Origin of the sequence: Pseudomonas graminis (genome assembly GCF_013201545.1) — a bacterium.
GTDB lineage: Bacteria > Pseudomonadota > Gammaproteobacteria > Pseudomonadales > Pseudomonadaceae > Aquipseudomonas.
Window position 1 is genome coordinate 3682788 of record NZ_CP053746.1, and the last position, 23980, is coordinate 3706767.

Annotated in this window: 21 protein-coding genes; 6 read left to right on the forward strand and 15 right to left on the reverse strand. The window is 62.4% G+C overall.

All coding sequences use genetic code 11. The features are described from left to right. Positions 1-20: 20 nt before the first annotated feature. From FX982_RS16405 to FX982_RS16415, 3 genes are read right to left on the reverse strand one after another with little or no spacing between them, the layout of a single operon-like run. Positions 21-1019, reverse strand: a complete 999-nt coding sequence (locus tag FX982_RS16405; protein WP_172611651.1) for a hypothetical protein — start codon at positions 1017-1019, stop codon at positions 21-23. Between the two features lie 59 nt (positions 1020-1078). Then, positions 1079-1522: a curli assembly protein CsgF gene (locus tag FX982_RS16410; RefSeq protein ID WP_172611652.1), complete on the reverse strand. Its 444-nt coding sequence runs from the start codon at positions 1520-1522 to the stop codon at positions 1079-1081. Further along, positions 1519-1962 carry a CsgE family curli-type amyloid fiber assembly protein gene (locus tag FX982_RS16415; RefSeq protein ID WP_172611653.1) on the reverse strand — a complete coding sequence of 148 codons (444 nt, stop codon included), beginning with the start codon at positions 1960-1962 and terminating at the stop codon, positions 1519-1521. Before FX982_RS16415 ends, FX982_RS16410 begins: the two co-directional genes overlap by 4 nt. Positions 1963-2416: 454 nt before the next feature. Here FX982_RS16415 and dusA point away from each other — a divergent pair, with 454 nt between their 5' ends. After that, positions 2417-3427, forward strand: a complete 1011-nt coding sequence (dusA, locus tag FX982_RS16420; RefSeq protein ID WP_172613079.1) for a tRNA dihydrouridine(20/20a) synthase DusA — start codon at positions 2417-2419, stop codon at positions 3425-3427. Positions 3428-3521: 94 nt separating this feature from the next. Here the strand turns inward: dusA and FX982_RS16425 are convergent, their stop codons facing one another. From FX982_RS16425 to FX982_RS16440, 4 genes are all read right to left on the reverse strand, one after another. Continuing rightward, the gene (locus FX982_RS16425; RefSeq protein WP_172611654.1) at positions 3522-5753 is read right to left on the reverse strand and encodes a xanthine dehydrogenase family protein molybdopterin-binding subunit; all 2232 of its coding nucleotides are present in this window, start codon (positions 5751-5753) and stop codon (positions 3522-3524) included. A 14-nt stretch (positions 5754-5767) separates the two neighbouring features. After that, positions 5768-6751, reverse strand: a complete 984-nt coding sequence (locus FX982_RS16430) for an FAD binding domain-containing protein (protein ID WP_172611655.1) — start codon at positions 6749-6751, stop codon at positions 5768-5770. Next, the gene (locus FX982_RS16435) at positions 6751-7422 is read right to left on the reverse strand and encodes a (2Fe-2S)-binding protein (protein ID WP_172611656.1); all 672 of its coding nucleotides are present in this window, start codon (positions 7420-7422) and stop codon (positions 6751-6753) included. The genes FX982_RS16430 and FX982_RS16435 overlap by 1 nt, the downstream gene beginning before the upstream one ends. Positions 7423-7812: 390 nt before the next feature. Then, entirely contained in the window at positions 7813-8877 is a 1065-nt protein-coding gene (locus tag FX982_RS16440; RefSeq protein ID WP_172611657.1) for an NAD(P)-dependent alcohol dehydrogenase, read from the reverse strand. Between the two features lie 323 nt (positions 8878-9200). Between FX982_RS16440 and FX982_RS16445 the strand changes: the two genes are divergently transcribed. Next, positions 9201-12086 (forward strand): sensor domain-containing phosphodiesterase, encoded by a 2886-nt coding sequence (locus FX982_RS16445; protein ID WP_172611658.1) that lies wholly within the window; start codon positions 9201-9203, stop codon positions 12084-12086. A 21-nt stretch (positions 12087-12107) separates the two neighbouring features. On the opposite strand, the gene FX982_RS16450 is transcribed toward FX982_RS16445, so the two are convergent. The 5 genes from FX982_RS16450 to FX982_RS16470 all read right to left on the reverse strand — a co-directional run bounded on the left by FX982_RS16450 (position 12108) and on the right by FX982_RS16470 (position 17112). Then, the gene (locus tag FX982_RS16450) at positions 12108-13052 is read right to left on the reverse strand and encodes an alpha/beta hydrolase (RefSeq protein WP_172611659.1); all 945 of its coding nucleotides are present in this window, start codon (positions 13050-13052) and stop codon (positions 12108-12110) included. 53 nt (positions 13053-13105) lie between these two features. Beyond that, a complete protein-coding gene (locus tag FX982_RS16455; protein ID WP_074884811.1) occupies positions 13106-14113 on the reverse strand; it encodes a transketolase family protein in 1008 nt (335 codons plus the stop codon). Continuing rightward, complete coding sequence (locus FX982_RS16460) at positions 14110-14958, reverse strand: transketolase (protein WP_108121776.1); 849 nt, start codon at positions 14956-14958, stop codon at positions 14110-14112. Before FX982_RS16460 ends, FX982_RS16455 begins: the two co-directional genes overlap by 4 nt. A 17-nt stretch (positions 14959-14975) precedes the next feature. Then, the gene (locus tag FX982_RS16465; RefSeq protein WP_205902615.1) at positions 14976-16274 is read right to left on the reverse strand and encodes an MFS transporter; all 1299 of its coding nucleotides are present in this window, start codon (positions 16272-16274) and stop codon (positions 14976-14978) included. Between the two features lie 88 nt (positions 16275-16362). Next, on the reverse strand, positions 16363-17112 hold the full coding sequence (locus FX982_RS16470; RefSeq protein ID WP_172611660.1) for an SDR family NAD(P)-dependent oxidoreductase: 750 nt from the start codon (positions 17110-17112) through the stop codon (positions 16363-16365). 221 nt (positions 17113-17333) lie between these two features. Here FX982_RS16470 and FX982_RS16475 point away from each other — a divergent pair, with 221 nt between their 5' ends. From FX982_RS16475 to FX982_RS16485, 3 genes are all read left to right on the forward strand, one after another. Further along, the gene (locus tag FX982_RS16475) at positions 17334-18251 is read left to right on the forward strand and encodes a LysR substrate-binding domain-containing protein (RefSeq protein WP_172611661.1); all 918 of its coding nucleotides are present in this window, start codon (positions 17334-17336) and stop codon (positions 18249-18251) included. A gap of 122 nt (positions 18252-18373) precedes the next feature. Further along, positions 18374-19558, forward strand: coding sequence for a DUF2252 domain-containing protein (locus FX982_RS16480; RefSeq protein ID WP_172611662.1), 1185 nt, complete (start codon positions 18374-18376; stop codon positions 19556-19558). Between the two features lie 78 nt (positions 19559-19636). Then, positions 19637-20065 (forward strand): RidA family protein, encoded by a 429-nt coding sequence (locus FX982_RS16485; RefSeq protein ID WP_172611663.1) that lies wholly within the window; start codon positions 19637-19639, stop codon positions 20063-20065. Positions 20066-20283: 218 nt separating this feature from the next. Here FX982_RS16485 and FX982_RS16490 read toward each other — a convergent pair whose 3' ends face one another. Both FX982_RS16490 and FX982_RS16495 read right to left on the reverse strand, forming a co-directional pair. Next, on the reverse strand, positions 20284-21477 hold the full coding sequence (locus FX982_RS16490; protein ID WP_254074809.1) for a PAS domain-containing sensor histidine kinase: 1194 nt from the start codon (positions 21475-21477) through the stop codon (positions 20284-20286). Further along, positions 21467-22282 (reverse strand): alpha/beta fold hydrolase, encoded by an 816-nt coding sequence (locus FX982_RS16495; protein WP_172611665.1) that lies wholly within the window; start codon positions 22280-22282, stop codon positions 21467-21469. Before FX982_RS16495 ends, FX982_RS16490 begins: the two co-directional genes overlap by 11 nt. A gap of 238 nt (positions 22283-22520) precedes the next feature. Here FX982_RS16495 and FX982_RS16500 point away from each other — a divergent pair, with 238 nt between their 5' ends. Further along, positions 22521-22997: a hypothetical protein gene (locus FX982_RS16500; RefSeq protein WP_172611666.1), complete on the forward strand. Its 477-nt coding sequence runs from the start codon at positions 22521-22523 to the stop codon at positions 22995-22997. Here FX982_RS16500 and FX982_RS16505 read toward each other — a convergent pair. Further along, the gene (locus FX982_RS16505; RefSeq protein WP_172611667.1) at positions 22987-23916 is read right to left on the reverse strand and encodes a polyprenyl synthetase family protein; all 930 of its coding nucleotides are present in this window, start codon (positions 23914-23916) and stop codon (positions 22987-22989) included. The two genes, FX982_RS16500 and FX982_RS16505, sit on opposite strands and share 11 nt — an antisense overlap. Positions 23917-23980 lie beyond the last annotated feature (64 nt).

Below are 23980 nucleotides of genomic sequence, written 5' to 3' on the forward strand. Positions count from 1 at the left end.
CCCTGGCGGGGTACATCATCTTAGTGTTGGTAGATCGTTGCCACGTTGCCGCTGCCGCCGGTCTGGCTGACGTTGGCGACCATGTTGTTGCCGGACTGGGTCAGGCCGACGATGTTGGAGGATGTGTAAGTGCCGGTGCCGGTCTGGCTGACGACCGCGCGGTTGTTGTTGCCGGTCTGGAGCAGGGTTTCTTCGTTATTGACGCTGGTCTGGGTGCTGGACGCGTAGTTGTTGTTGCCGACCTGCTGAACGTCTGCGGTCAGTGAAGTGCCGTTCTGGGAAGCGCTGACGGTGTTGAAGTCGCCGCGCTGTTGCACGTTGGCGCTGGTGAAGATGGAGCCGGTCTGCTGTATCGAGCCAAGGTTGTTGTTGCCGTTCTGTTGCAGAGTGGCGACGGTCTGCGCCTGGTTACGCTGTTGCGAAACGGTGCCGGTGTTGCTGTTGCCCGCTTGTATGACTTTACCGCCCACGCTGTTGCTGTTGCCTTGCTGCGAGACGCTCGCCAGGTTGTAGCTGCCGGCCTGGGAGATGGTCCCGCTGGAGCTCGAGTTAGCGGTTTGCGAGACGCTGGCGGTGTTGTTGTTACCGCCGCCCTGGGTGACGTAGGCGCTGGTGCTGTAGTTGCCCTGTTGATCAATGGTCGCTTTGCTATTAGCGCCGGACTGATTCAGGCTGGCGATCTGCGGTTGAGGGCCGCCGGCATTCTGCGTGATCGAGCCGGTGTTGTTGTTCCCGGCCTGTTTGGCGCCGGCGATGTTGTAGTAGCCGGTCTGATTGATCGTCAGGTTGCTGTAGGTCGCGCTCTGGCTGACAGGGCTGCCATTGAGGCTGGCGCCAGCGGCGTTACGGCCGCCGTTCTGATTGATCGTGACTGTCGACTGGGTGGCGCCTTGCTGCTCGACGCCCAATTTGTTGTCAGTACCGGCCTGGGTGGTGTTGACGGTGCTTGAGTCGGCCATGGCCGCACCGGATACCGCAAACAGGATAGCCAGAGACAGTAATGATTTGCGTGCTTGCATGATGATCTTCCTTATTCAGTGTTGTTGTGGGGTATTGCGGATACCGGATGCGACGGGTCTTACGGTTGATTCACTTGGAACTGGGTGGTCTGGCCGGTGTTTTTGTCGGTCGTGACGATCTGCAGCAGGCCGCCTTGCAGGTTGGTGATTGCGATGCGGAAGTCAGTGGTTTCGACGGTGCCCGGAACCAGTTGGCCGTTGGCGCCAACGATGCTGGACGTCACCGCCGACGACACCCGGCTGAGGATGGCGCTCTGCAACATGCTGTTGAACTGGGTCAGCGCGGTCTGCCCGGAGTAGGCGCCGGACGATGAGGACTTTTCGACGTAATGGTTTTGCGCCTGGGCCTGATTCAGCAGCACCGGGCCGTTCAACGGGTTGCCGCCAAACGACGGGTTGTTCGGGACATAGGCCAGTTCGCTGGCCTGGACGCCTGAACACATGCCGGCCATCAAGGCGAAGCTGGCGACCAACACGCAGCGGTCAATAGTGGGTGCTTTCATAGCTCGTCTCGTCCCATGTCCGGGTCGCCAAAGAATTGTGCCAATTGATAATCAAGAATGGCCTGGTACACCTGACCGGCAGCGTCGGCGGCAATGGCCGGAATAAGCGTGCGGTTGGGCGGGAGGAACATTTGAAACAAACGGCGATTGCCGTAATCCACGAAGACCTGACTGCCTAAACGCGCAGTGGGGCGCTCGGTAATGGTGACGGTAAACGTTTCCGCTTCATCTTTCTCGCGCCAGGTATTGGCGAAACTGTCATAAAACGTCCGGCCTGCCAGGGTCATGGTCTGCCCGATCACAATACCGCCGACGTCACGGTGGTTGAGCGTCCGGTGCTGCTCAACTGTCGCGGAAGTGTTCACGCTGGGCTGAGCAAGCGCCGTGGTTGCGGCGCACAGAGGCAGCAGCCATAGGCCAATAACGTTAAGGGTTTTCATGTGTGTACGATTATGGGTACAGGGTGTTACTTGTTATATCTCATTAAACTTGCTTTGCCAGTGCTTAATTAAGATAAAGTTCATTTATTTTGTTGGCGTCAACTTCCATTCTTATTTAATTAGTCCTGCTTAAAAACTAATGCCGTAACAAGGCTGCGAATTTATGGCGTCAAATATTTTTTCGGGAAAAGGCTTAATAAAGCCATCGTCTATGGATATGTATAAAGCGAGCGTCTTGAAAGAGGGTTGTTAGCTGGCTAATGCTTAGGGTGGTCGTGAAGTTTATGACCCTGTGGCAGTGATGAAGTTGTTATAAGTTTCAAGCGACTGCTTCATTACTTACCGTATGAGTTCGGCTCTGCAGAGCGCGCGTGATTTCAACATGACTCGCTTCAGCCGGGCGTGCGAGCTGTTAGAATGCGCGTCCTCTTCGCCCGACCTGCTCATTGCTGCCATGTTGCCTACCACAGAACCCCGTACCGACCGCCTGCCGTCCGAGCCCTCACGGCGCTTCTCCGTGGCACCGATGATGGACTGGACGGATCGTCACTGCCGTTTTTTCCTGCGGCTGCTGTCGAAAAACGCGCTGCTGTACACCGAGATGGTCACCACCGGCGCGTTGCTGCACGGCGATACCGAGCGCTTTTTGCGCCACGACGAAACGGAGCATCCGCTGGCCCTGCAATTGGGCGGCAGCAACCCGGCTGACCTCGCCGCCAGTGCGCGTCTGGCCCAGGCGGCCGGCTACGATGAAGTCAATCTCAACGTCGGTTGCCCGAGCGATCGCGTGCAGAACAACATGATCGGCGCCGTGTTGATGGGGCATCCGCAACGGGTGGCCGATTGCGTCAAAGCCATGCGCGACGCGGTGACGATTCCGGTGACGGTTAAGCATCGCATCGGCATCAACGGCCGCGACAGTTACGAGCAGCTCTGCGAGTTCGTCGGCACCGTGCGCGACGCCGGCTGCACCAGCTTCACCGTGCATGCCCGCATCGCCATTCTCGAAGGCCTGTCGCCAAAGGAAAACCGGGACATCCCGCCGCTGCGCTATGACATCGCCGCGCAGTTGAAGCAGGACTTCCCCGAACTGGAGATCATCCTCAACGGCGGCATCAAGACCTTGGAGCAGTGCCAGGAGCATCTGAATACCTTCGACGGCGTGATGCTCGGCCGTGAGGCGTATCACAACCCGTACCTGCTGGCAGGCGTGGACCGCGAACTGTTCGGCAGCACCGCCCCGCCGATCACCCGCGCCGACACCCTGGCGCTGATGCGCCCCTACGTGGAAGCGCACCTTCGCGACGGCGGCTCCATGCACCACATCACCCGCCATGTGCTGGGCCTGGGCACCGGTTTCCCCGGGGCACGGAAGTTTCGGCAGATGCTCTCGGTGGACATTCACAAGACGGACGACCCGCTAGGCTTGCTGGATCGGGCAGGGGAGTTGTTGGAAGGGCGTTGATGTTCAGGGAGCCGGCGGGCTCCCTGATTGCCGGATGATCGGCCGTACCGCCGCGAAAGTGGCCGCTGCGTGTGTTGCAGCGGCCGCTTTCGATTCACACCTTCATCGTCGGCGGCAACTCCATCAATTTGTCCAGGGTGATCGGCAGGTCGCGGATACGTTTGCCGGTGGCGTGCGAGACAGCATTGGCCACCGCAGCCGCCAGGCCGGTGATGCCGATTTCTCCGATCCCGCGCGCGCCGAACTCATTGAGCTCAAAGTCGGGGTAGTCCAGCAGGATCACGTCGATCTCCGGCTGATCGGCATGCACCGGCACTACGTATTCGGCGTAGTTGTTGTTAACCGGCATGCCGTTGCGCTCGTCGAAATCGGTGGCCTCGAACAGCGCCATGCCGACGCCCATGACGATCGCGCCTTCGACCTGATTGAGGGCGGTTTTCTGGTTGATCACCTTGCCCACGTCAATGGCACTGACCACCCGCGACACCCGCAGCCGCGAGATGCCCGGGTCCCAGCGCACTTCGACAAAGTGCACACCGAAGGAGCGGAACGAGTGCTTGCTGGTGTCGTTCATGCCGGTCTTGGCTTCACCGAAAGCGCTAGCCTGCTTTTGCGCCTTGAGCACGTCGGCGATGGCGAACGTCTTGTCGCCGCTTTTCAACTGACCCTGCTCGAAGCTCACCTGATCGGCCTTGGCCCCGGCAAACACGCCCTTGGGCGCGGTCGCAAACGCCTTCAACTGATCGACGGCCTGGCGGGTGGCCTCGGCGATGGCGGGCAGTACGCTTGCGGTCGCCCAGGATCCGCCCGACACCGGCGCTGGCGGGAACGACGAATTGCCCAGCTCGACCTCGATCTTGTCCAAGGGGATGCCGGTGATGCTGCTGACCACTTGAGCAATGATGGTGTAGGTGCCGGTGCCGATGTCCTGCACCCCGCAAATGGCCCACGCCGTGCCGTCGGCGCGCAGTGCGACTTGCGCCTCCGCAGGTGTGCGGTAGGCGTCCCAGTTACAGGCGGCCATGCCATAGCCGATGATCTCGGTACCGTCCTTCATCGAGCCGGGCGCCGGGTTGCGTTTGCTCCAGCCGAAGCGCTCGGCGGCCTTGTCGATGCACTCCTGCAGATGATTGCTTGACCACGGCAGGTTCTGGCTTTCGTCGCGCTCGGAGACATTGAGCTTGCGGAACTCCAGCGGATCCATGCTGACTTTTTCGGCCATTTCATCCATGGCCGATTCCAGGGCGAACAGCCCCGGCGCTGCACCCGGCGCACGCATGGACGTCGGCGTGCCGCGATTGACCTCGATGATCTTGTGGGTCACCAGCACGTTCGCGCAGCTGTAGAGGCTCTTGGTCGAGGTGCCGCAGTTTTCCTTGTACGGGTCGGTAAACGAGGTGGTGTTGATGGACTCGTGGCTCACCGACACCAGCTTGCCTTTGTCGTCGGTGGCCAGCCGCATGCGCTGACGGGTTTCCGGGCGATGGCCGGTGGTGGTGAACATCTGCTGACGCGGCACCACCAGTTGCACCGGGCGCTTGAGCACCTTGGCAGCGCCGCAGGCGGCGACCGAATGGGGCCAGATCCACAGTTTGCTGCCGAAGCCCGAGCCAATGAACGGCGCGCGCACTTCGACCTTCTCCGGGATCATGCCGAAGATTTTTGCCAGGGAATTGCGGTGGGCGACCACGCCTTGGGTCGCCTCGTAAACGATCAGTCGCCCGTCTTCCCAACTGGCAACGGTGGCGTGCATTTCCATCGGGTTGTGGGTTTCGACCGGCGTCGAATAGGTGGCGTCGATGCTGTGGGCGGCGCTGTCGAAGGCAGCGGCGGCGTTACCCCGGCTATGGTTCGGGCTGCCATCCTGCAGCGCGCCAGCTTTCAGGCCTTGTTCGAGATTGGCCACGGCGTCGGTCTTGCTGTAACTGACTTTGATCTTGTACGCCGCCGCCCGCGCGTGCTCGAAGGTATCGGCCACCACCAGGGCCACGAACTGGCCGGCGTAATGCACGGTGTCGTCTTCGAACGGCAGGCGGCTTTCGTCGGACTTGGCTGCCTTGAGGATCTGGGCAAACGACATCGGCAGTGTCGAGTTGTGGTAGAGCGCCGGGAAGTTGCCGTGGTGCAGAATCTCCAGAACGCCCGGCGATTTGCGCGCGGCGTCCAGTTCCAGGCCGGTAATCTTGCCGCTGGCGACGGTGCTGAACACGCCGTAGCCGTAGGCCATATTCTTCAGGTGGTGGTCGGACGCGTACATCGCGCTGCCGGTGACCTTACGTTGGCCATCGATGCGACGGGGTGCCGAGCCAATCATTGCGTCAGTCATGGTGAATCCTCCGGTCAGGCATTCAAGGTGCCGAGGTTGCGCACGATGGCCTGCTGCCCCAAGGCGATCTTGTAGGCGTTGTGGCGATAGGCTTTGGCGCCCTTGAGGGCGATGGCGGCGACTTTATCGAGGGTCTGCGGGGTCAGGCTCTGGCCCTTCAACGCCTGCTCGGCTTCGAGCGAGCGCCAGGGTTTGGTCCCCACGCCGCCCAGAGCGATCCGCGCGTCACGCACGGTGTTGCCGTCCATGACAACGATCACCGCGCTGGACGCCAGGGCGAACTGATACGAGGCGCGATCCCGCAGCTTTAGATAAGCGGACTTATTGCCGGCCAGCGGCGCGGCCAGCACCACGTGGGTGATCAGCTCATCGTCCAGCAGCGCGTGTTCTTTCCACGGCGTCGCCCCAGGCAACAGGTGGAAGTCGGCGAAATCGACACTGCGCTTGCCCTTCGGACCCTGCACCTCGACCGTCGCGCCAATGGCGATCATCGCCACGCACATGTCCGAAGGATGGGTGGCGATGCATTGGTCGCTAGTGCCCAGCACCGCATGCACGCTGCGATTATGGCCGTCGATGGCGGCGCAACCCGAACCCGGCTCACGCTTGTTGCAGGGCGAATAACCGTCGCGGAAATAGTTGCAGCGCACCCGCTGCATCACGTTGCCAGCCGTTGTGGCTTTGTTACGCAATTGAGTCGTGGCGCCGGACAGCAGCGCCTGGGACAGCACGGCATAGTGCTCGACGATGTGCGGGTGATGGGCCAGTTCGGTATTGCTGACCAGGGCACCGATGCGCACGCTGCCATCCTTCTGCACCTCGATCTGCTTGAGGGAGAGGTGGTTGACGTCGATCACTTGGTCGGCCGGCATGATGTCGAGCTTGACCAGGTCGAGCAACGTTGTGCCGCCGGCGAGGAAGAAGGTCGTCGGGCTTTTCGCGTGGGTCGTCACGGCCTGTTCGACGCTGTTGGCGCGCACATAATCAAAGGCTCTCATCAGCTCACCTCCTGGACTTTGATGCGCGCCGACTGGATCGCCGCGAGGATGTTCTTGTACGCGCCGCAACGGCAAATGTTGCCGCTCATGGCTTCGCGCACGCTGTGATCGTCGGTGCCGATGTTTTTGTCTTTCAATAACGCCGCTGCGCTCATGATCTGCCCGGAGGTGCAGTAGCCGCACTGGTAGGCATCGTGTTCCCAGAAGGCCTCCTGCACCGGGTGCAGCTTGCCGTTCTGCGCCAGACCTTCAATGGTGGTGATGTCGTCGCCTTCGTGCATCGCCGCGAGGGACAGGCACGAATTGATCGCCACGCCGTTGACGTGGACGGTGCAGGCGCCGCACTGGCCGTGGTCGCAGCCTTTCTTGGTGCCGGTGAGTTGCAGACGATCGCGCAGCACGTCCAGCAGCGCGGCGTTGGCCGGCAGGTTCAGGGTGTGGGCCTGGCCGTTGACCTTCAGGGTCATGCGCCGTTCGTCGGCCGCAGGCGGGTCGATGTCATCGGCGACGGCGGCCTGGGTTGCCAGCGCCTGGGTCCAGATCGGCGCCGTCGCGGCAGCGAGGCTGGACACGCCGATGGACTTCAGGAAGTTGCGGCGGGACGGGACGGTAAAGGCCTTGAGGTCACAAGACAGTTCTTCTTTGTTGGGGCGATCAGGCTGATCGGTCATGAGCGGGTTCCTCGTCAGCGTTGGGTCAGACCTGGCGGCCGACGGTGGGCGGACGCGCGGGCAGGGACGGCAGGTGGAACGGTATCCGGTATGGCTGGAGCCAAGGGCAGTCTTCAAAAGACGGCAGTCTTTAACGATAACCAATGCGCAGGCACTGCATTTGGTTGAATCCGTGCATGCACTTGTGAGTCGTGCTCTCTAATCCGTGGCGCTTGTGTCAGCAGCGAGGGCTGGCGCCTTGTCGGGATCAGGAAAGCAGGCGGTGCTGGCCATGGCTCAAGGGTTGTGACCGAAGCACCGGGGGATGGTTGCGGATATTTCACGAGCGGAAAAATCACAGCATGTTACGAGCCCCCGGGGCGGCGACACCGCACCCGGGAACCCCAGCCATCAGGCGGCTGACGCTTCTTCTTTCAGGGTAGCCATGTCGATGACAAAGCGGTACTTCACGTCGCCCTTGATCATGCGTTCGTAGGCTTCGTTGATGTCCTTCATGTGAATCATCTCGATGTCCGAGACGATGCCGTGCCTGGCACAGAAATCCAGCATCTCCTGGGTTTCCTGAATGCCGCCGATCAGCGAGCCGGCAATGCTGCGGCGCTTGAAGATCAGGTTGAACACGCCTGGCGACGGGTGCGGCTGATCCGGCGCGCCGACCAGGGTCATGGTGCCGTCGCGCTTGAGCAGGTTCAGGAACGGGTCAAGGTTGTGCGGTGCCGCCACGGTGTTGAGGATGAAGTCGAGCTGATTGGTCTGGGTCGCCATTTCATCGGCGTTTTTCGACACGATCACTTCATCGGCGCCCAGGCGCAGGCCGTCTTCACGCTTGTTCGGCGAGGTGGTGAACAGCACCACGTGGGCGCCCATGGCGTGGGCGATCTTCACCGCCATGTGACCGAGACCGCCTAGCCCGACCACGCCGACCTTCTTGCCCGGGCCGACTTTCCAGTGGTGCAGCGGCGAGTAAGTGGTGATCCCGGCGCAGAGCAACGGCGCGACGGCGGCCAGGTTATCGCTGTGGGAAATCTTCAGGACGAACTTCTCTTTCACCACGATCTTGTCGGAGTAGCCACCGAAAGTGTTCTCGCCGCCAAACACCGGGCCGTTGTAGGTGCCGGTGAAGCCGTTCTCGCAGTATTGCTCTTCGCCTTCCGCGCAGGACGCGCAGTGCTGGCAGCTGTCGACCATGCAGCCGACGCCGGCGAGGTCGCCGACCTTGAAGTGAGTGACGTTGGCACCGACGGCGGTGACCTTGCCGACGATCTCGTGGCCCGGCACCGACGGATACAGGGTGTTGTTCCATTCGTTTCGGGCGGTGTGCAGGTCCGAGTGGCAGACGCCGCAGAACAGGATATCGATCTGCACGTCATCGGCGCCCGGGTCACGGCGCTCGATCTGAAACGGAGCCAGTCTGTCAGTGGGTTTTTGCGCGGCGTAGCTGTAAGTCTTGATCATTGCGTGATCATCTCCAGTAGGGCAAAAAGACAGGTAACAGCAATCAGTGACAGGCGAGGGCGCACAAAGGTCAATGCGTAAGCATGAAACCGTCAGTGCCGGGCTGTTTGACGCGCTGTGTGAAGCGGACTGTTTAAACAGAGTGCCGGGTTAAATCTTTCAATTTGCAGGCCGCTATAGGGCCGTACGGCGGGTAATTCCAACAAATGTCGTGGAATTCGGATTTTTCGTCGCGAATAGACCGCAAATGCGAATATCCCGCTTGCAACCTTCCGTCACACCCCATGAAGATAGCTCAGTCCGACGCTGGCAATGGAGCGCCTATGAATTCCCCACTTCTTACCCCCAGCGGGTACACGCCGATTGCCGACGAGCGGATCTCTGCACCCGACGATAATAGTGCGCTGGCCATGGGTGGGTTGACCGGGGAGAGTTCGCTGGACGCCTTGCTGCGCACCGCCCGGCAGACCGCGCCGACGTTGAGCTGGGCCGCTTATCGTGCCGGCCAGCAAATGCACTTGCTGGGGCAAGGCTGTTCCGCCACGGACTGGCCGACCTTGATACCCCGTGAAGAATTCGACGGCTACTGCCGCCAGCATCATCTGCAGCGCTGGGTGACCGGCCATGGCGAGTCAGCCCTGGGCTGGCTGTTAATGCCGGATGCCTATTCAAACGATCCATTTTTCGCCGAGCTGGCAGGACGTCTCGGCCTGCGCCTGCAAACCGACGCGCTGGCGCGGGCCCAGGCGACCCAGCGGGTGCTCTATGAAATCACCTACCTGGCCAGCTCGACCCGTGACCGCGCGGCATTTTTGCAGGGCGTGCACAAACAGCTCTCGACCCTGATCGACGCGGAAAACTTCTACCTGGCGCTGTACGAAAGCCACAGCGGCAAAATCACTTACCCGTATTACATCGACATCACCGACCTCGATGCCCTCGAAGCGGAAACCTACGAGTTTCTCGATCCCGAGCGGCTGTCCATGACCGGTTATGTGCTGACGACCGAGCAAGCGCTGTTCGTCGATGCTGCCGGGATCGAGCGGGCGCGGGCGCTGGACCGCTTTCATTGCGTGGGCCATCGCCCGGAATTCTGGATGGGGGCGCCGCTGAAAAACGCTTCCGACGACGTGTTCGGCATGCTGGCGATGCAGGTCTATGACGTCGAGCGGGTCTACAGCGTCGAGGATCAAGAGCTGTTTCTGGTGGTGGCCCGTCATGTGGCCATGGCTCTGGACCGTATTCTGCACCGCGCGCAACTGGAAGAAACCGTCGCCCGCCGAACCCTTGAGCTGTCTCGCCTCAATGACGCCCTGCGCAATGAAGTGGCCGATCGTGAACGCGCCGAGCACTTGCAGAGTGCGCTGTTCCAGATCACCGAGCTGTCGAGCCAGCCCGGCGACATGGCCGACCTGTTCAAAAGCCTGCACGGCATCGTCGGCGAGCTGCTGTTTGCTCTTAACTTCTACATTGCGCTGTTCGACGATGCCACCGCCGAGGTGACCTTCCCGTATTACGTGGACGAGCGCCTGACCCGACGCCCCGACCCGCGCCGTGGCGAGCGCGGCTTTACCGAATACGTCATCCGCCAGCGCCGGCCGTGCCTGATCGACGGTGCCGAGGCGCGCTGGCTGGAAAGCATCGGCGAGATCACCCTGCAGAACGAGGTCAACCGCTCCAGCTCATGGCTGGGCATTCCGTTGTTCGATGGCGACGTGGTGCGCGGTGTACTGGCGGTGCAGAGCTATTCTTCCCACGTCAGCTATTCCCTGCGGGATCAGGAACTGCTGACCTTCGTTTCTCGCCACATCGACACCGCGTTGTCCCGGCGCAGTGCCGCCGAGGCCATTCACACGGCCAATCTGCGCCTGGAAGCGCGGGTTCAGGACCGTACCCGGGAGCTGGACTACGCCAACGCCAAGCTGCAACACGAAAACGCCCACGACGCGCTGACCGGGCTGCCCAACCGCAGCTATCTGCAGCAGCGGCTCAAAGGCGCGTGGCAGGATTTCTGCGAGCGGGGCGAGGATCTGGCGGTGATGTTCATTGACCTTGACCGCTTCAAGATGGTCAACGACAGCCTTGGTCATCACTCTGGGGATCTGTTGCTGGTGCAGGCCGCCGAACGGTTGCGCCATTGCATGCGCGACAACGATTTGCTGGCGCGGCTGGGCGGCGATGAATTCGCGGTGCTGGCCTACGCGGCGCCGCCGGACGTCACCGTGGCCATCGCCGAGCGCATTCTGCTGGCCTTCGACGTGCCGTTCTTCATCGACGGCCACGCAGTATTTTCGTCGTGCAGTATCGGCGTTGTCGGCGCCGACCTGCAGTTTCACAGCGAGCCGGCCGACCTGTTGCGGGATGCCGATACGGCCATGTACCGGGTCAAGAATGCCGGGCGCGACAGTTACGCGGTATTCAACCAGGAAGTGCGCCGCGAGGTGTCCGACCAGATGGAGCAGGAGACCGCGCTGCGCAACGCCCTCAAGCGCACCGACGAACTGCTGCCGTATTTCCAGCCGATCATCGACGTGGCCAGCGGCCGGATACTGGCCCTTGAAGCGTTGATCCGCTGGCGTCAGGCCGATGGCCGGATCGTCGCGCCGGGGCAGTTTCTGCCGGCGCTGGAAGGCCTGCGCCTGATCGGCCGGCTGGACCTCTACATGCTGCAGCAAGTGGTGGTGATCCTCGCCAATCCCGACCACGCGCACTGGCCCACGGTCCACGTCAATTGTTCCAGCTACAGCATCACCCGCCCGGAATTTTCCAGCGAAGTCCTGGGTTTGCTGAGCCAGCACGGCGTGGCGCCGTCGCGCATTTGCCTGGAACTCACCGAAGGCGCGCTGGTGGCCGAGCCCGAGCTGGCGCGTCAGGCCATGAAGCATCTGGCCGACAACGGCGTGTCGGTGGTCCTGGATGACTTCGGTGCAGGTTTTTCATCCCTCAGTTACGTGCACCAGTACCACTTCAGCGGCCTGAAAATCGACAAGTCGTTCACCCTCGAACTGACCACCAGTTCCCGCAGCCGGGCCATCGTTCGCGCCATTGTGCGCATGGCGGAGTCCCTGGGGCTGACGGTGGTGGCGGAGGGCGTGGAAGACGCCGCGACCCTGGAACTGTTGCGGGACATGGGCGCGGGCCAGGCCCAGGGCTACTACTTCTCGATGCCGGTGCCCCAGGACGAGCTGGATTTGAGCGCGTTGCTTTAGAAAACCGCCCCGCAGGACGGATCATCGCCCCAGCATTTTCCCCAGCGCGCGCACGACATCCGTCTTGCACTGCTCTGTCACGCCGCCCGGGTGCAGATCGAACATGTGCGGCACGCCGGGATAAACGTGCAGCTCGACGGGCACGCCGCTGCGAGAGAGATGGCCCGCGTAGGCCATGTCTTCATCCACAAACAGGTCCAACGCACCGACAGCGATGAAGCTCGGCGGCAGGTGGCTGAGGTCAGTGGCCAGCGCGGGAGAAAACAGCGCCGCCCGCTCATCGTTGCAGAGGTACTCGCCGCGGTAGCACTGCCAGCAGAATTGGTTGGCCTCCCGTGACCAGCTGAACGTACCGGTGCCGGGGTTTTGCACGGGTGCATCGGCGGTGCCGGTGCGAGGGTCGAGCATGGGATAAATGAGCACCGAGCCGGCGACGGAAATCTCGCCACGGTCCCGGGCGAGCAGGGTCAGCGCCGCAGCAAGTCCGCCGCCCGCGCTGTGGCCCATGATTGCGATGCGGCCAGGATCGACCCTCAGCGCAGCATGATCTCGGTGAAGCCATTCAAGTCCGCGATAGCAGTCCTCCAGCGGCGCGGGAAACGGATGCTCGGGCGCGAGCCGATAATCGACGGCGACGATCACAGCGCCCAACTCAATCGCCAGATCCGCCACGTAGTCGTCGGCCATTTCCGGGCAACCCAGCACAAAACCTCCACCGTGCACATAGAGGATCGCCGGGAGGTCCTGGGTCTCGGCCTCCCGCTCGGGGCGGTAGACACAGAGCCGCAGTTTGTGGGCGGCTGCGGGCTGACTGACCCAGTGCTGTTCACCGCGAGCAAGTCCGGCGGGTTTGAAGGTGGCGTGGATACGTGTGCGAATGTCGGCGAGATGGCTCAGCGTCCATTCGCTGGACACCTCGTCGCGAAAGAAGTGGTACTCGGGATCCAGCAGTTGGTCGGGGTCCACCCATAATCTCCTTGGCGAAGAGGGGGGACTCGAAGAGCCCCCCTGTTCTGCGCTTACAACCACGCCTTGATACGCGCGCACACCGCCGGGGTGGAAATCCCGTAGCGATCATGCAGTGTCGGCAGTGCGCCGGCGTCGAGGAAGGCGTCGGGCAGGGCGATCTGCCGGAACGTCGGCGTCACGCCGTTGCGCAAGAGCACCGTCGCCACCGCTTCACCCAGCCCACCGATGATGGAATGGTTTTCCGCCGTCACCACCAACCGCCCGGGTTTGCGCGCTTCGGCGAGAAGGGTCTGCTCGTCCAGCGGCTTGATGGTCGGCACGTGCAGCACTGCCACGTCCACGCCGTCGGCTTGCAGTGCCTTCGCCGCTTCCAGCGCGCGCATGGTCATCAGTCCCGTGGAGATGATCAGCACATCGTTGCCGGTGCGCAGGGTCTTGGCCTTGCCGATCTCGAAGGTGTAGCCGTATTCGTCGAGCACCAGCGGGACATTACCGCGCAACAGGCGCATGTACACCGGGCCTTGATGGGCGGCGATGGCCGGCACCGCCTGTTCGATTTCCAGCGCGTCGCAAGGGTCGACGATCATCAGGTTGGGCATGGCGCGGAAGATCGCCAGATCATCGGTCGCCTGATGGCTCGGGCCATATCCAGTGGTCAGGCCGGGCAATCCGCAGACGATCTTGACGTTGAGGTTTTCTTCGGCGATGGCCATGCAGATAAAGTCATAGGCCCGACGGGACGCGAACACCGCGTAGGTGGTGGCGAAGGGGACGAAGCCTTCGCGGGCCATGCCGGCCGCTGCGCTCATCAGCAACTGCTCGGCCATGCCCATCTGGTAGAAGCGCTCCGGGTGAGCCTTGGCGAAAATGTGCAGATCGGTGTATTTCGACAGGTCGGCGGAGAGCCCGACGATGTCCGCGCGTTGCTCGGCGAGGGCCGCCAGCGCGTGGCCGAATGGCGCCGGGCGTGTGGCCTGGCCTTCGGACGCAATGGAAGCAATCATCGCCGACGTCGTCAGACGTTTCTTGCCGGGCTCGTTGTGGGTCAGTGCGCTCATGCCGTTCTCCCGAGTTGCAAATTGTCCAGTGCCAGATCCCACTCGTTCTCATCGACGCGAATGAAGTGGGTTTTCTCGCGGGTCTCCAGAAAGTCGACGCCTTTGCCCATTTTGGTGTCGCAGATGATCACCCGAGGTTGCGCCCCGGTGTGGTTGCGCGCGGCGTCAAAGGCGCTGACCAGGGCGTCGATGTCATTGCCGTCGACACGCTGGGTGAACCAGCCGAAGGCCTGCCAGCGGTCAACGATGGGTTCGAACGCCAGCACTTCGCTGGAATGGCCGTCGGCCTGCTGGTTGTTCACGTCGATGATCGCGATGAGGTTGTCCAGCTTCCAGTGGGAAGCCGACATCGCCGCTTCCCAGGTCGAGCCTTCGTTCAGCTCGCCGTCCGAGAGCAAGTTGTAAACGAACGAGGCGGAGTGCTTGCGCTTGAGGCCCAGACACGCGCCGACGGCAATGCCCAGTCCGTGTCCCAGCGAGCCGCCGGTGATTTCCATGCCCGGTGTGTAAGCAGCCATGCCCGACATGGGCAGACGGCTGTCATCGGAGCCGTAGGTTTCCAGCTCGTCGAGCGGAATGATCTCGGCTTCGATCAACGCGGCGTAAAGCGCGATGGCGTAGTGACCGATGGACAGGTAAAAACGGTCGCGATCTTCCCATTCGGGGTCCTGCGGCTGATAGCGCAAGGCATGGAAATAGGACACCGCGAGCAGATCGGCCGCGCCCAGCGCCTGACCGACATAACCCTGGCCCTGAACCTGCCCCATGCGCAGGGCGTGGCGGCGAATGTTGAAGGCGCGCTGGGCCAGCGACAAAGCGGCGTGACCTGATGGACTGATGTTCATGTGAGTGGCTCCTTTAATTAGCGATTGACGGACGCGGCGGGGATGCGCAGCACCAGCAGGGCGCCGATGCACAACACGCCGGTGATCAGGTACATGCCGATGGCGCTTGAGCCAGTTGCGGTGGTGATCCAGCCGATCAGGTACGGCGAGCAGAAGCCGGCGAGGTTGGCGAAGCTGTTGATGCCGGCGATCCCTGCGGCGGCGGAAACCCCGCCCAGCAGCGTGGTCGGGAGCATCCAGAACAGTGACGATGCCGAGAGCACACCGGAGGCGGCGAGGCACAGGCTGAGCACCGACAGCAGCAAATTGCCCCCCAGCAACGCCGCCAGCGACAGGCCAATGGCGCCGGCGATCATCGGGGCCACCAGGTGCCAGCGCCGCTCGCGGTGCTTGTCGCCGCTGCGGCCCATCAACAGCATGGCCGCGATGGCGCACATGTACGGCAGGCTGGTCAGCAGGCCGATGTGCAGCGGGTCGGCGACGCCGGCGTTGCGGATCAGCGTCGGCAGCCAGAAGGTGATCGCGTACTGACCCATGACCACGCAGAAATAGATGCACGCCAGCAGCCACAGGCGCCGATCACGAATGAACTCCCCGACTGACGCGTGGGTGACTTTCTGGCTGTTGTCCTCGGCAAGCTCCTTGTTGACCAGCTCCTTTTCCTCATCGTTGAGCCAGGTAGCCTGGTGCACGCCGTCCTTGAGGTAACTCAGCACCAGCAGCCCGACGATCAGGGTGGGAATGGCTTCGATGACAAACATCCACTGCCAGCCGGCCCAGCCATGCACGCCGGCGAACTGGGTCATGATGAGCCCGGACAGCGGCCCGCCGATCATTCCCGACAGCGGGATGGCGATGAACCACAGCACAGTCATTCGCGCCCGGCGGTAAGACGGAAACCAGTAGGTCAGATAGAGCAGCAGGCCCGGTGCGAGACCGGCTTCGGCGATGCCCAGCAGAAAGCGCAGGCCATAAAACTGCCAGGCGGTTTCAACGAAAGCGAAGAGGGCGGAGATGATGCCCCAGGAAATCATGATGCGGGCGATCCAGCGGCGAGCGCCGACCCGATGCAGGATCAGGTTGCTCGGCACCTCGCACAGAAAATAGCCGAGGAAGAACATGCCGGCGCCGAGCCCGTACACCGCTTCGCTCAGGGCCAGATCGTTCATCATCTGCAGCTTGGCGAAGCCGACATTCACCCGGTCCAGGTAAGCGCACAGGTAGCACAGCATCAGAAACGGCATCAGCCGCCACGCGGTTTTGCGGTAGGCATTGGTGCGGACGGAAACGACCGCATCCAGTGAGAGGGTAGTCATGATGGTCTGATCTCTTGTTTTTATGGTCAGCTGCGGCTGAAACGTCGATTCAGAACAGCGCCGGCGGCCTTGGCCGGCGCAGAAGGCATCAATGGATGAGCATGCCGCCGTTCACGTCCAGGGTGATGCCGGTCAGGTAGGACGACAGGTCGCTGGCCAGAAACAGTGCGGCGTTGGCGACATCCTGCGCCGCGCCCAGGCGACCCAGAGGAATGCCGTCGATGATCGCGTGGCGGCGCTCGTCCTGCATCAGGCCGCCGGTGATGTCGGTGTGAATCAGGCCCGGCGCGATGGAGTTCACGCGCACGTTGTCCGGCCCCAGCTCCCGCGCCATCGCTTTGGCCAGGCCCAGTACGCCGGCTTTTGCTGCGCTGTAGTGTGGCCCGCCGAAAATGCCGCCGCCACGTTGCGCCGACACTGACGACATGCAGACGATGCTGCCAGCCTTTTGCTCGCGCATCAGCGGAATCACCGCCTGGGACATCTGCAAGGTGCCGCGCAGGCTGACGTCGAGCACTTTGTCGTAGTCGCCGGGGCGAATGTCGAGGGTCTTGAGGGGCTGGGTGATGCCGGCGTTGTTGATCAACACGTCGATGCGGCCGAAGTGTTCGATGACCCGCGCGACGGCTTGTTTGACCTGCGCTTCGTCGGCGACGTTGGCGGCGAGGCCCAGGTGACCTTCGCCCAGGGAAGCGGCGGCGTCGCGGGCGGCGGATTCGTCGAGGTCGAAGATGACCACGCGGGCGCCGTGTTGAGCGAAGGTGGCAGCGGTGGCGCGACCGATACCGCGAGCGGAGGCGGCGCCGGTGATGATTGCGATTTTGCCTTGAAGGAGCATGGGCGTGATCTCGTGTGATTATTGTTATGGGCTGGATCAGCGGGAAGCGAACCTTTTCGCTGTCCGAAGTCTCTGGCCGGATCAGCTTGTGCTCCGTGCAAGGGTCGAGCAATGACGCAAAAGTCATTGGATGCTGAAAAAAATTCAGCACTCGTCACGCCTCGTTCGGGGTGATTGAATGTCGGCTCCCGACATAACAAGAACTCACCCGGAGCCGGCCCATGAGGCGTATCGACGAAGCACCTGCCAGCGTGCCACCGCTGAAAGCCATTCAGGCCTTCGAGCAGACCGCGCGCTTTGGCAACGTCGCCCGGGCGGCGGAAGTGCTGGACCTGACGCCCTCGGCAGTCAGCCATCAACTCGCCAGGCTGGAAGCGATGATTGGCCGCCAGCTGTTTGTGCGTGCGGCGCGCGGGGTCACGCTGACGCCGGTGGGCGAGCAGTACCTGAAGGATATTTCCGGGTTGCTGCACAGCCTGGCCATCGCCACGGAGCGGGCGGGCAGCGACGTCAGCCTCGACTGCCTGCGGCTGCATTCCTCGCCCAGCTTCGGGCTGCTCTGGTTGATGCCGCGACTGGAGGCCTTCCGCCTGAGCCACCCCGACATTCAGATCAATCTGTCGTGTTCCTATGAGTCGCTGCATTTCAGTCGCGACAAAATCGACGTCGACATTCGCCACGGCGAGCCCAACTGGCCGAGCTTCGAAGTGCGGACGGTGCGCAACGAAACCTTCGCCGTACTGGCTTCACCCAAGCTCGTCGGCCAGCGTGCGGTCGCTCAGGCCTCCGACTTGCTGGACCGCGATTTGATTCTCTCGGAAGCCACGCTGCTGCGCTGGCCCGCCTGGTTTGCCCAGCATGGTCTGGCGCGCCCGGAAAAACCTTACGCGCTGAGTTTTGACCGCTCGTACATGACGCTCGAGGCCGCCAGCCACGGCCTGGGTTTTGCACTCGAAAGCACGTTGCTGGCGCAGAAATACCTGGCAAGCGGAGCGCTGGTCGAGGTGGCGCCCGAAGCGCTGTCAGCCCCGGTCGCGGCTCATCATCTGGTATTCCCGAAAGCGCACTCCGGATTTCCCCGGGTGCGGCGCTTTCTCGAGTGGATGGAGGGCGAGTTGGGGCATGGGTTTGTGTTCTAAGGGGCAGTCGGCGGAGGTGGATCATTTCTGTCATCACAACGCGTCATCCCAAATCGTGAAACATTCCGCAACATTTCCCTTCGTGGTGAGTCAACGCTACATCTCCCTGCAAAGAATTCTTCATGAAGACCCCTCGACCCACCGCCCGTATCAAGCCGCTCAATGAATTACGTAATCTGAAGATGGCCCGCTCGGCCCATGCGTATGTACGCGGCAGCACGGTGCAGTTTTACGAATGGCTGCACAGTCAATCGGGCCGGCGTCTGCCCAGCGGTCCGCCGGTGTGGATCTGTGGCGACTGTCATGCGGGCAACCTCGGCCCGACCGGCGATTCGAAGGGTCGCATCGACATTCACATCCGCGATCTGGATCAGACGGTGATTGGCAATCCGGCCCATGACCTGGTTCGGCTGGCGCTGTCTCTGGCCACCGCTGCCCGGGGTTCCGACCTGCCGGGCGTCGCCACCGCGAGAATGCTCGAAGAGATGATGCAGGGTTATGAGCTGGCGTTCGAAGACGGCGCCGATGAGGAGCCCGCGCGCCCGGCGCAGGTGAAGGCGGGCATGCGCAGCGCGGTGCAGCGGACCTGGAAGCACCTTGCTCAGGAGCGCATTGAAGACACGCGGCCGACCATTCCCCTGGGCAAGCATTTCTGGTCGTTGTCCCGCGACGAGCGTCATGGCCTGAAAGACCTGTGCTCGACGCCGGAGATTCATGCGCTGGTCACTTCGCTCAAAGGCCGTTCGAAGGATGATCGCGTGGAGATGCTCGACTGCGCTTACTGGGTCAAGGGCTGTAGCTCGCTGGGCCTGCTGCGTTATGCGGTCCTGTTGAGCGTGGGCGATGACGAAGATCAGGAATATTGCCTGCTCGACGTCAAGGAAGCCGTCGCTGCCGCCGCACCGCGCACCCCTCGCGCGGGCATGCCCCGGGACAACGGCAAACGCGTGGTGGAAGGCGCCCGGCATCTGTCTCCGGGCCTCGGCAACCGCATGCTTGCGACGCGCATGCTCGATCATGGCTTCTTCGTTCGCGAGCTCCTGCCCCAGGACATGAAGCTTGAGCTCGATCAACTGAGCGAACGCGAAGCCATGAAAGCGGCCGGTTACCTGGCCCGCGTCGTCGGTCTGGCACACGCCCGGCAGATGGACCTCGCCACGCGCACCTCGTGGATGCGCGACCTGCAGCTCAACCGCTCGCAGACCCTGGATGCGCCGTCTTGGCTGTGGAGCAACGTCGTGCATTTGGTCGGCAGCCACGAGCAGGGCTATCTGGAGCATTGCCGGCGGTATGCGCTGGAGAATTGATTCAAACGTCAGCGCCTGCTTGACCTCCACTTAGGTGGAGGTTCGAGACTGGGCGCCCTCACGTTCAGGATCACCGCCATGACGCAAACCCCCGCTGCTCCCTTCACGTTGTACAACCCACAAGGCTTGTACGATCCCGCCCCTAATGCGTATTCCCACCTCGCCGTCGTTGCCCCAGGCGCCGAGTGGCTGTTCATCGCGGGGCAAGGCGGGGAGGATGCTCAAGGCCAACTGTCACCTGTCTTTGCCAATCAGGCAGCGCAAGCCATCGCCAACGTCCGCACCGCCCTGCAATCTCGCGGGGCCGACCTTCACCATCTCTTCAAGCTGACGCTGCTGATGGTTGATCACTCAGAAGAACGGCTGCGCGCGTGGGTCGAGCAGGCCGATCTCGCATGGGCCGGCAATATGAAGCCGGTGTGCACACTGATCCCGGTCCCGCGCCTGGCGCTGGACGGAATGTTGATCGAGATCGAAGCGGTTGCGGCACTCATGCCCAGGCACTGATTGGTTTTCAGCGGGACCGGCTTCAGCCGGGAAGAGAGGTTCGCCAGTCCCACTGGGGGTACGCGGTCGATTAGTGGGACCGGCTTCAGCCGGGAAGAGGCCAGTGTGAACACTATCAATTCTGCAGTGTGAGCCGACGCCTTCCCGGCTGAAGCCAGTCCTACAGTCGAGGTTTGCCAGTCCCACTGGGGGTACGCGATCGATTAGTGGGACTGGCTTCAGCCGGGAAGAGACGCTTCACCTGCACGCCGCGGCAGCCTCACCGTGAAGGTCGTGCCTTCCACCGCGTCGGACACCACGGATACATCACCACCATGGGCCCGGGCGATTTCGCGGACGATGAACAGCCCCAGACCCACGCTGCGCAGGTCCGCATGGACGTCCGCGCCGCGGGTCAGCGGCTCGAAGAGGCGGGTGCGTTGAGCCTCGGGAATGACCGGGCCGAAGTTGTGCACGCTAATCGACACCGTCCCGACGTCCAGCGCAGAGGTAATGGTCACGGGTCTGGCATTGTCCCCATACGCCACGCTGTTTGCCGTGAGATTGCCGATCACCTGAAACAGACGGTCGTTATCCAGGGCCACCAGCCCGCTGCCGTTGGAGCGGTGCCCCAGCTCAGCACCCGGGAAGGCGACGCGCAGTTCATCAACGCAATGGCCGATGAAGGTGCGCAGGTCGACCTCTATAGGGTTGACGCTGATGCCGCGCCCGACCCGAATGACTGTCAGATCGAGCAGGTCGGCGATCATCCGGGTGGCGCGCTGCACCGAATCCCCGACGTGCTGCAACAGTCGGCTTTCCTGCGCCGTGCGTTGACCACGAGCGAGCAGGTCGGTGGCCATTTTGATCCCGGTGAGGGGGTTTTTCAGGTCGTGACTGACGATCGCCACCATCTGCTCGGCAAACGTCGCGCGCCGTTGAGCGGTTTCGTAAGCCTCGCTGAGTTCCGCCTGAGCCAGACGCAACGCGGCCTCGGCGGCGATTTTTTCCTGCAGCAGGTCCTCCGCCGCCTTGCGCGCCTTGAGCAATTCGCGCTCGTATTTGTCTCGGTCAGCGGTGCCGAAAAAGGCCAGCTCGTTGTAGACCTTGCCTTCATGCTCCCGGCGCACGCCATTGAGCAGCATGATGATCTGGCGACGGTCGCGGTGAACGATGCTTAATTTCACCTCCGCCACCGAGCCCTGCAAGCGCATCAATGGCGCCCAGTGGGTCTGGTGGAAAATGCGCCCGCCGACCGTGAGCAGATTCTGGAAAGGCATGCCGCTCAACTCGGCGTCGGTGTAGCCCAGCCAGTCACAGAAGGTGCGATTGGCGCGCAGAATGCGCCCGTCTTCGTCGGTGACGACCAGCCCGCAAGGGGCGCCTTCGAACAGCTCGACGAGGTCCGGCGCTGCGACGACGTCACTCGCCACGGACGGTCGCCCACGGCCTGAGGAAGTCATCCATCGAGTCTGAACAGGCCGCCGGCGCACTCAGGTGCGGACAGTGCCCGACGTTGTCCACCAGACTCAGCGTGCTGTTCGGCAACGCAGCACGCAGGTATTCACCCACGGCAACGGGGGCGATCATGTCATCGGTGGATTGCAGGATCAGCGTCGGCGTGGTCAGGCCGTCAACGTCCCTGCGGTTGTCCGAGAGGAACGTGACCCGGGCAAACTGCTTGGCGATCTCCGGATCGGTGCGGCAAAAGCTGTTGGTCAGTTCTTCGCCAAGCGCCGGTTGACCCGGTGCGCCCATGATCACCGGGGCCATGGTGCTCGACCAGCCGAGGTAATTGCTGTCCAGCGTATCGAGCAGCGAATGCACGTCCTCTTCGGAAAAACCGCCGATGTAGTCGCCGGAGTCAACGTAGCAAGGGGAGGGGCCGATCATCACGTGGGCGGCGATGAGCCCCGGGGTCTGGCGGTCCGCCAATACGCCAATCATTGCGCTGACCGAATGGCCGACGATGATCACCGGCCCGGTGGCAAATTCGTGGATGAGTTCGGTGAGGTCGTGGGCGTACCCGTTCAGCGTGGCGTATTTGTCCCGGTCGTAAGCCTCGATCGCCGAATTGCCCGCCCCCACAAGATCGTAGAGCACGACGTTGAAGCGGTCAGCGTAATGGGGGGTGAGCAAGCGCCACATGGCCTGATCGCAACCAAAGCCATGGGAAAAAATCAGGGTCGCCCGGCCTTCACCCATGACGTGCACGTTGTTGCGCTGCTGAAGGTTCATTGAGTGTCCGGAAAATAGCGATGGGCGCGAAAGGTGCCGAGCCTATAGGGTTACAGGGGATAAATCACCTGCAAAACCCATAACAGGCGAACCGCTTTAACCGCTTGCTGGTAAATTGGCGCACGCTTCATGTGTTGAGCCATCATGGGCGCCAGAAAGGCAGATTCGGGCAGGCACTCCAGCCCTTATCCTCGACGCTTGTTTTTGTCCAAACTCTCCTGCTAAAGGGATTTAAACCATGCGGCAATTTGCGGCCCTCGCTCTGTTTCTCAGTCTCAACGCCTTCGCCCAGGACGCACCCCAGCCGGTAGCCAGGTGGACGCTGCTGGATCAATTCGACAAGGCCTACACGCTGGACGACCAGGCCCAGGTGTTGTTGATCGCCCGCAGCATGTCGGCGGCGAAGATGGTCAACGCCGCCCTCGAAGAGGGTCCCGAGGGGTATCTGGAGCAGCGCCACGTCGTTTATGTGGCGGACATCGAGAAGATGCCCTCGCTGGTGAAAATGGTGGCAGTGCCCGCCATGCGTTCGGCCAAATACCGCATCCTGCTCGACCGCGACGCCCGGGTCGCCTCGGCCTACGACGGCGACCGCGACACGGTGCAGTGGCTGACGCTGAAAAACGGCGCGGTCGTGCGTCAGGAGCGCTTTTCCGACGGCGAACAACTCAAGCAGGCCATTGCAAAACTGGGTTCGCAGTCCGCTAGCCGTTGAGCGCGGCTTTCTCGAAGATCAGCCGCAGGTAGCCGGCGATGGTCGAGTCGTCGCCGTAGACCTCACGCAGGGCCTGCTCGGCGCTGGACAGGTGCAGGGCCAGTTGCCGCTTGACCTTGTCCTCGCCGTACAGCGAAACGAAGGTGGATTTGCCGTCGTCCTTGCCTTGATCCTTGTCACTGTCGGCGCAGCGGTCGCGCAGATCGTCGTACATCTGGAAGGCCTGGCCCAGCTCCATGGCGAAGTTCTGCAACAGCGGCCGCTGATCCTCCCGCGCGCCGCTGATCAGCCAGACCATGTCCATGATCGCGCCGAACAGCACGCCGGTTTTCAAGTTATTGGTTAAAGCGATCTCGTCCGCGTTACGGCTGCGCTGGCCGTCGCGCAAGTCCTGGAACTGTCCGCGCACCAGACCTTGCATGCCAACGGTGTTGGCCAGCACTTCGACCAACTCGGTACGAGTAGTGGCGGCCAGATCACTGATGGTGGCAACGACACCGAACGCCCGGCTGAGCAGGGCGATGGCAGTCAGAACCGCCACGTCTTCACCAAACTTCAGGTGGACCGTGGGCTGACCGCGCCGCAGCGCTGCGTTGTCCATGCAGGGCATGTCGTCAAGCACCAGCGACGCGGCGTGGATCATTTCGACAGCGCAGCCCAGGTCCACGGCCTGGCGCCTGATCGTGCGGCTGTTTTCACGGCCGTCCTCGACCAGCCCCTCGGCAGCAAGCACCAACAGCACCGGGCGCATGCGCTTGCCCGGCGCCAACGTCGATTCGCGCATGGCCAGCGCCACCAGATCACGCTCGTTGCCGGATTCGGGCAGAAGCTCCGAGAGCCGCGCTTCGATGGCCGCCCGGACGTCTCCCAGTCGCCCGGCAAAGCCCGATTTGATTGTTGTGTCGACGTTACCTGCCATCGGTCTTTCCCTATGCTTTAGCGGTAATACTGTTCATCGCGGAGCGGTTCGGCTTGCGAGACCG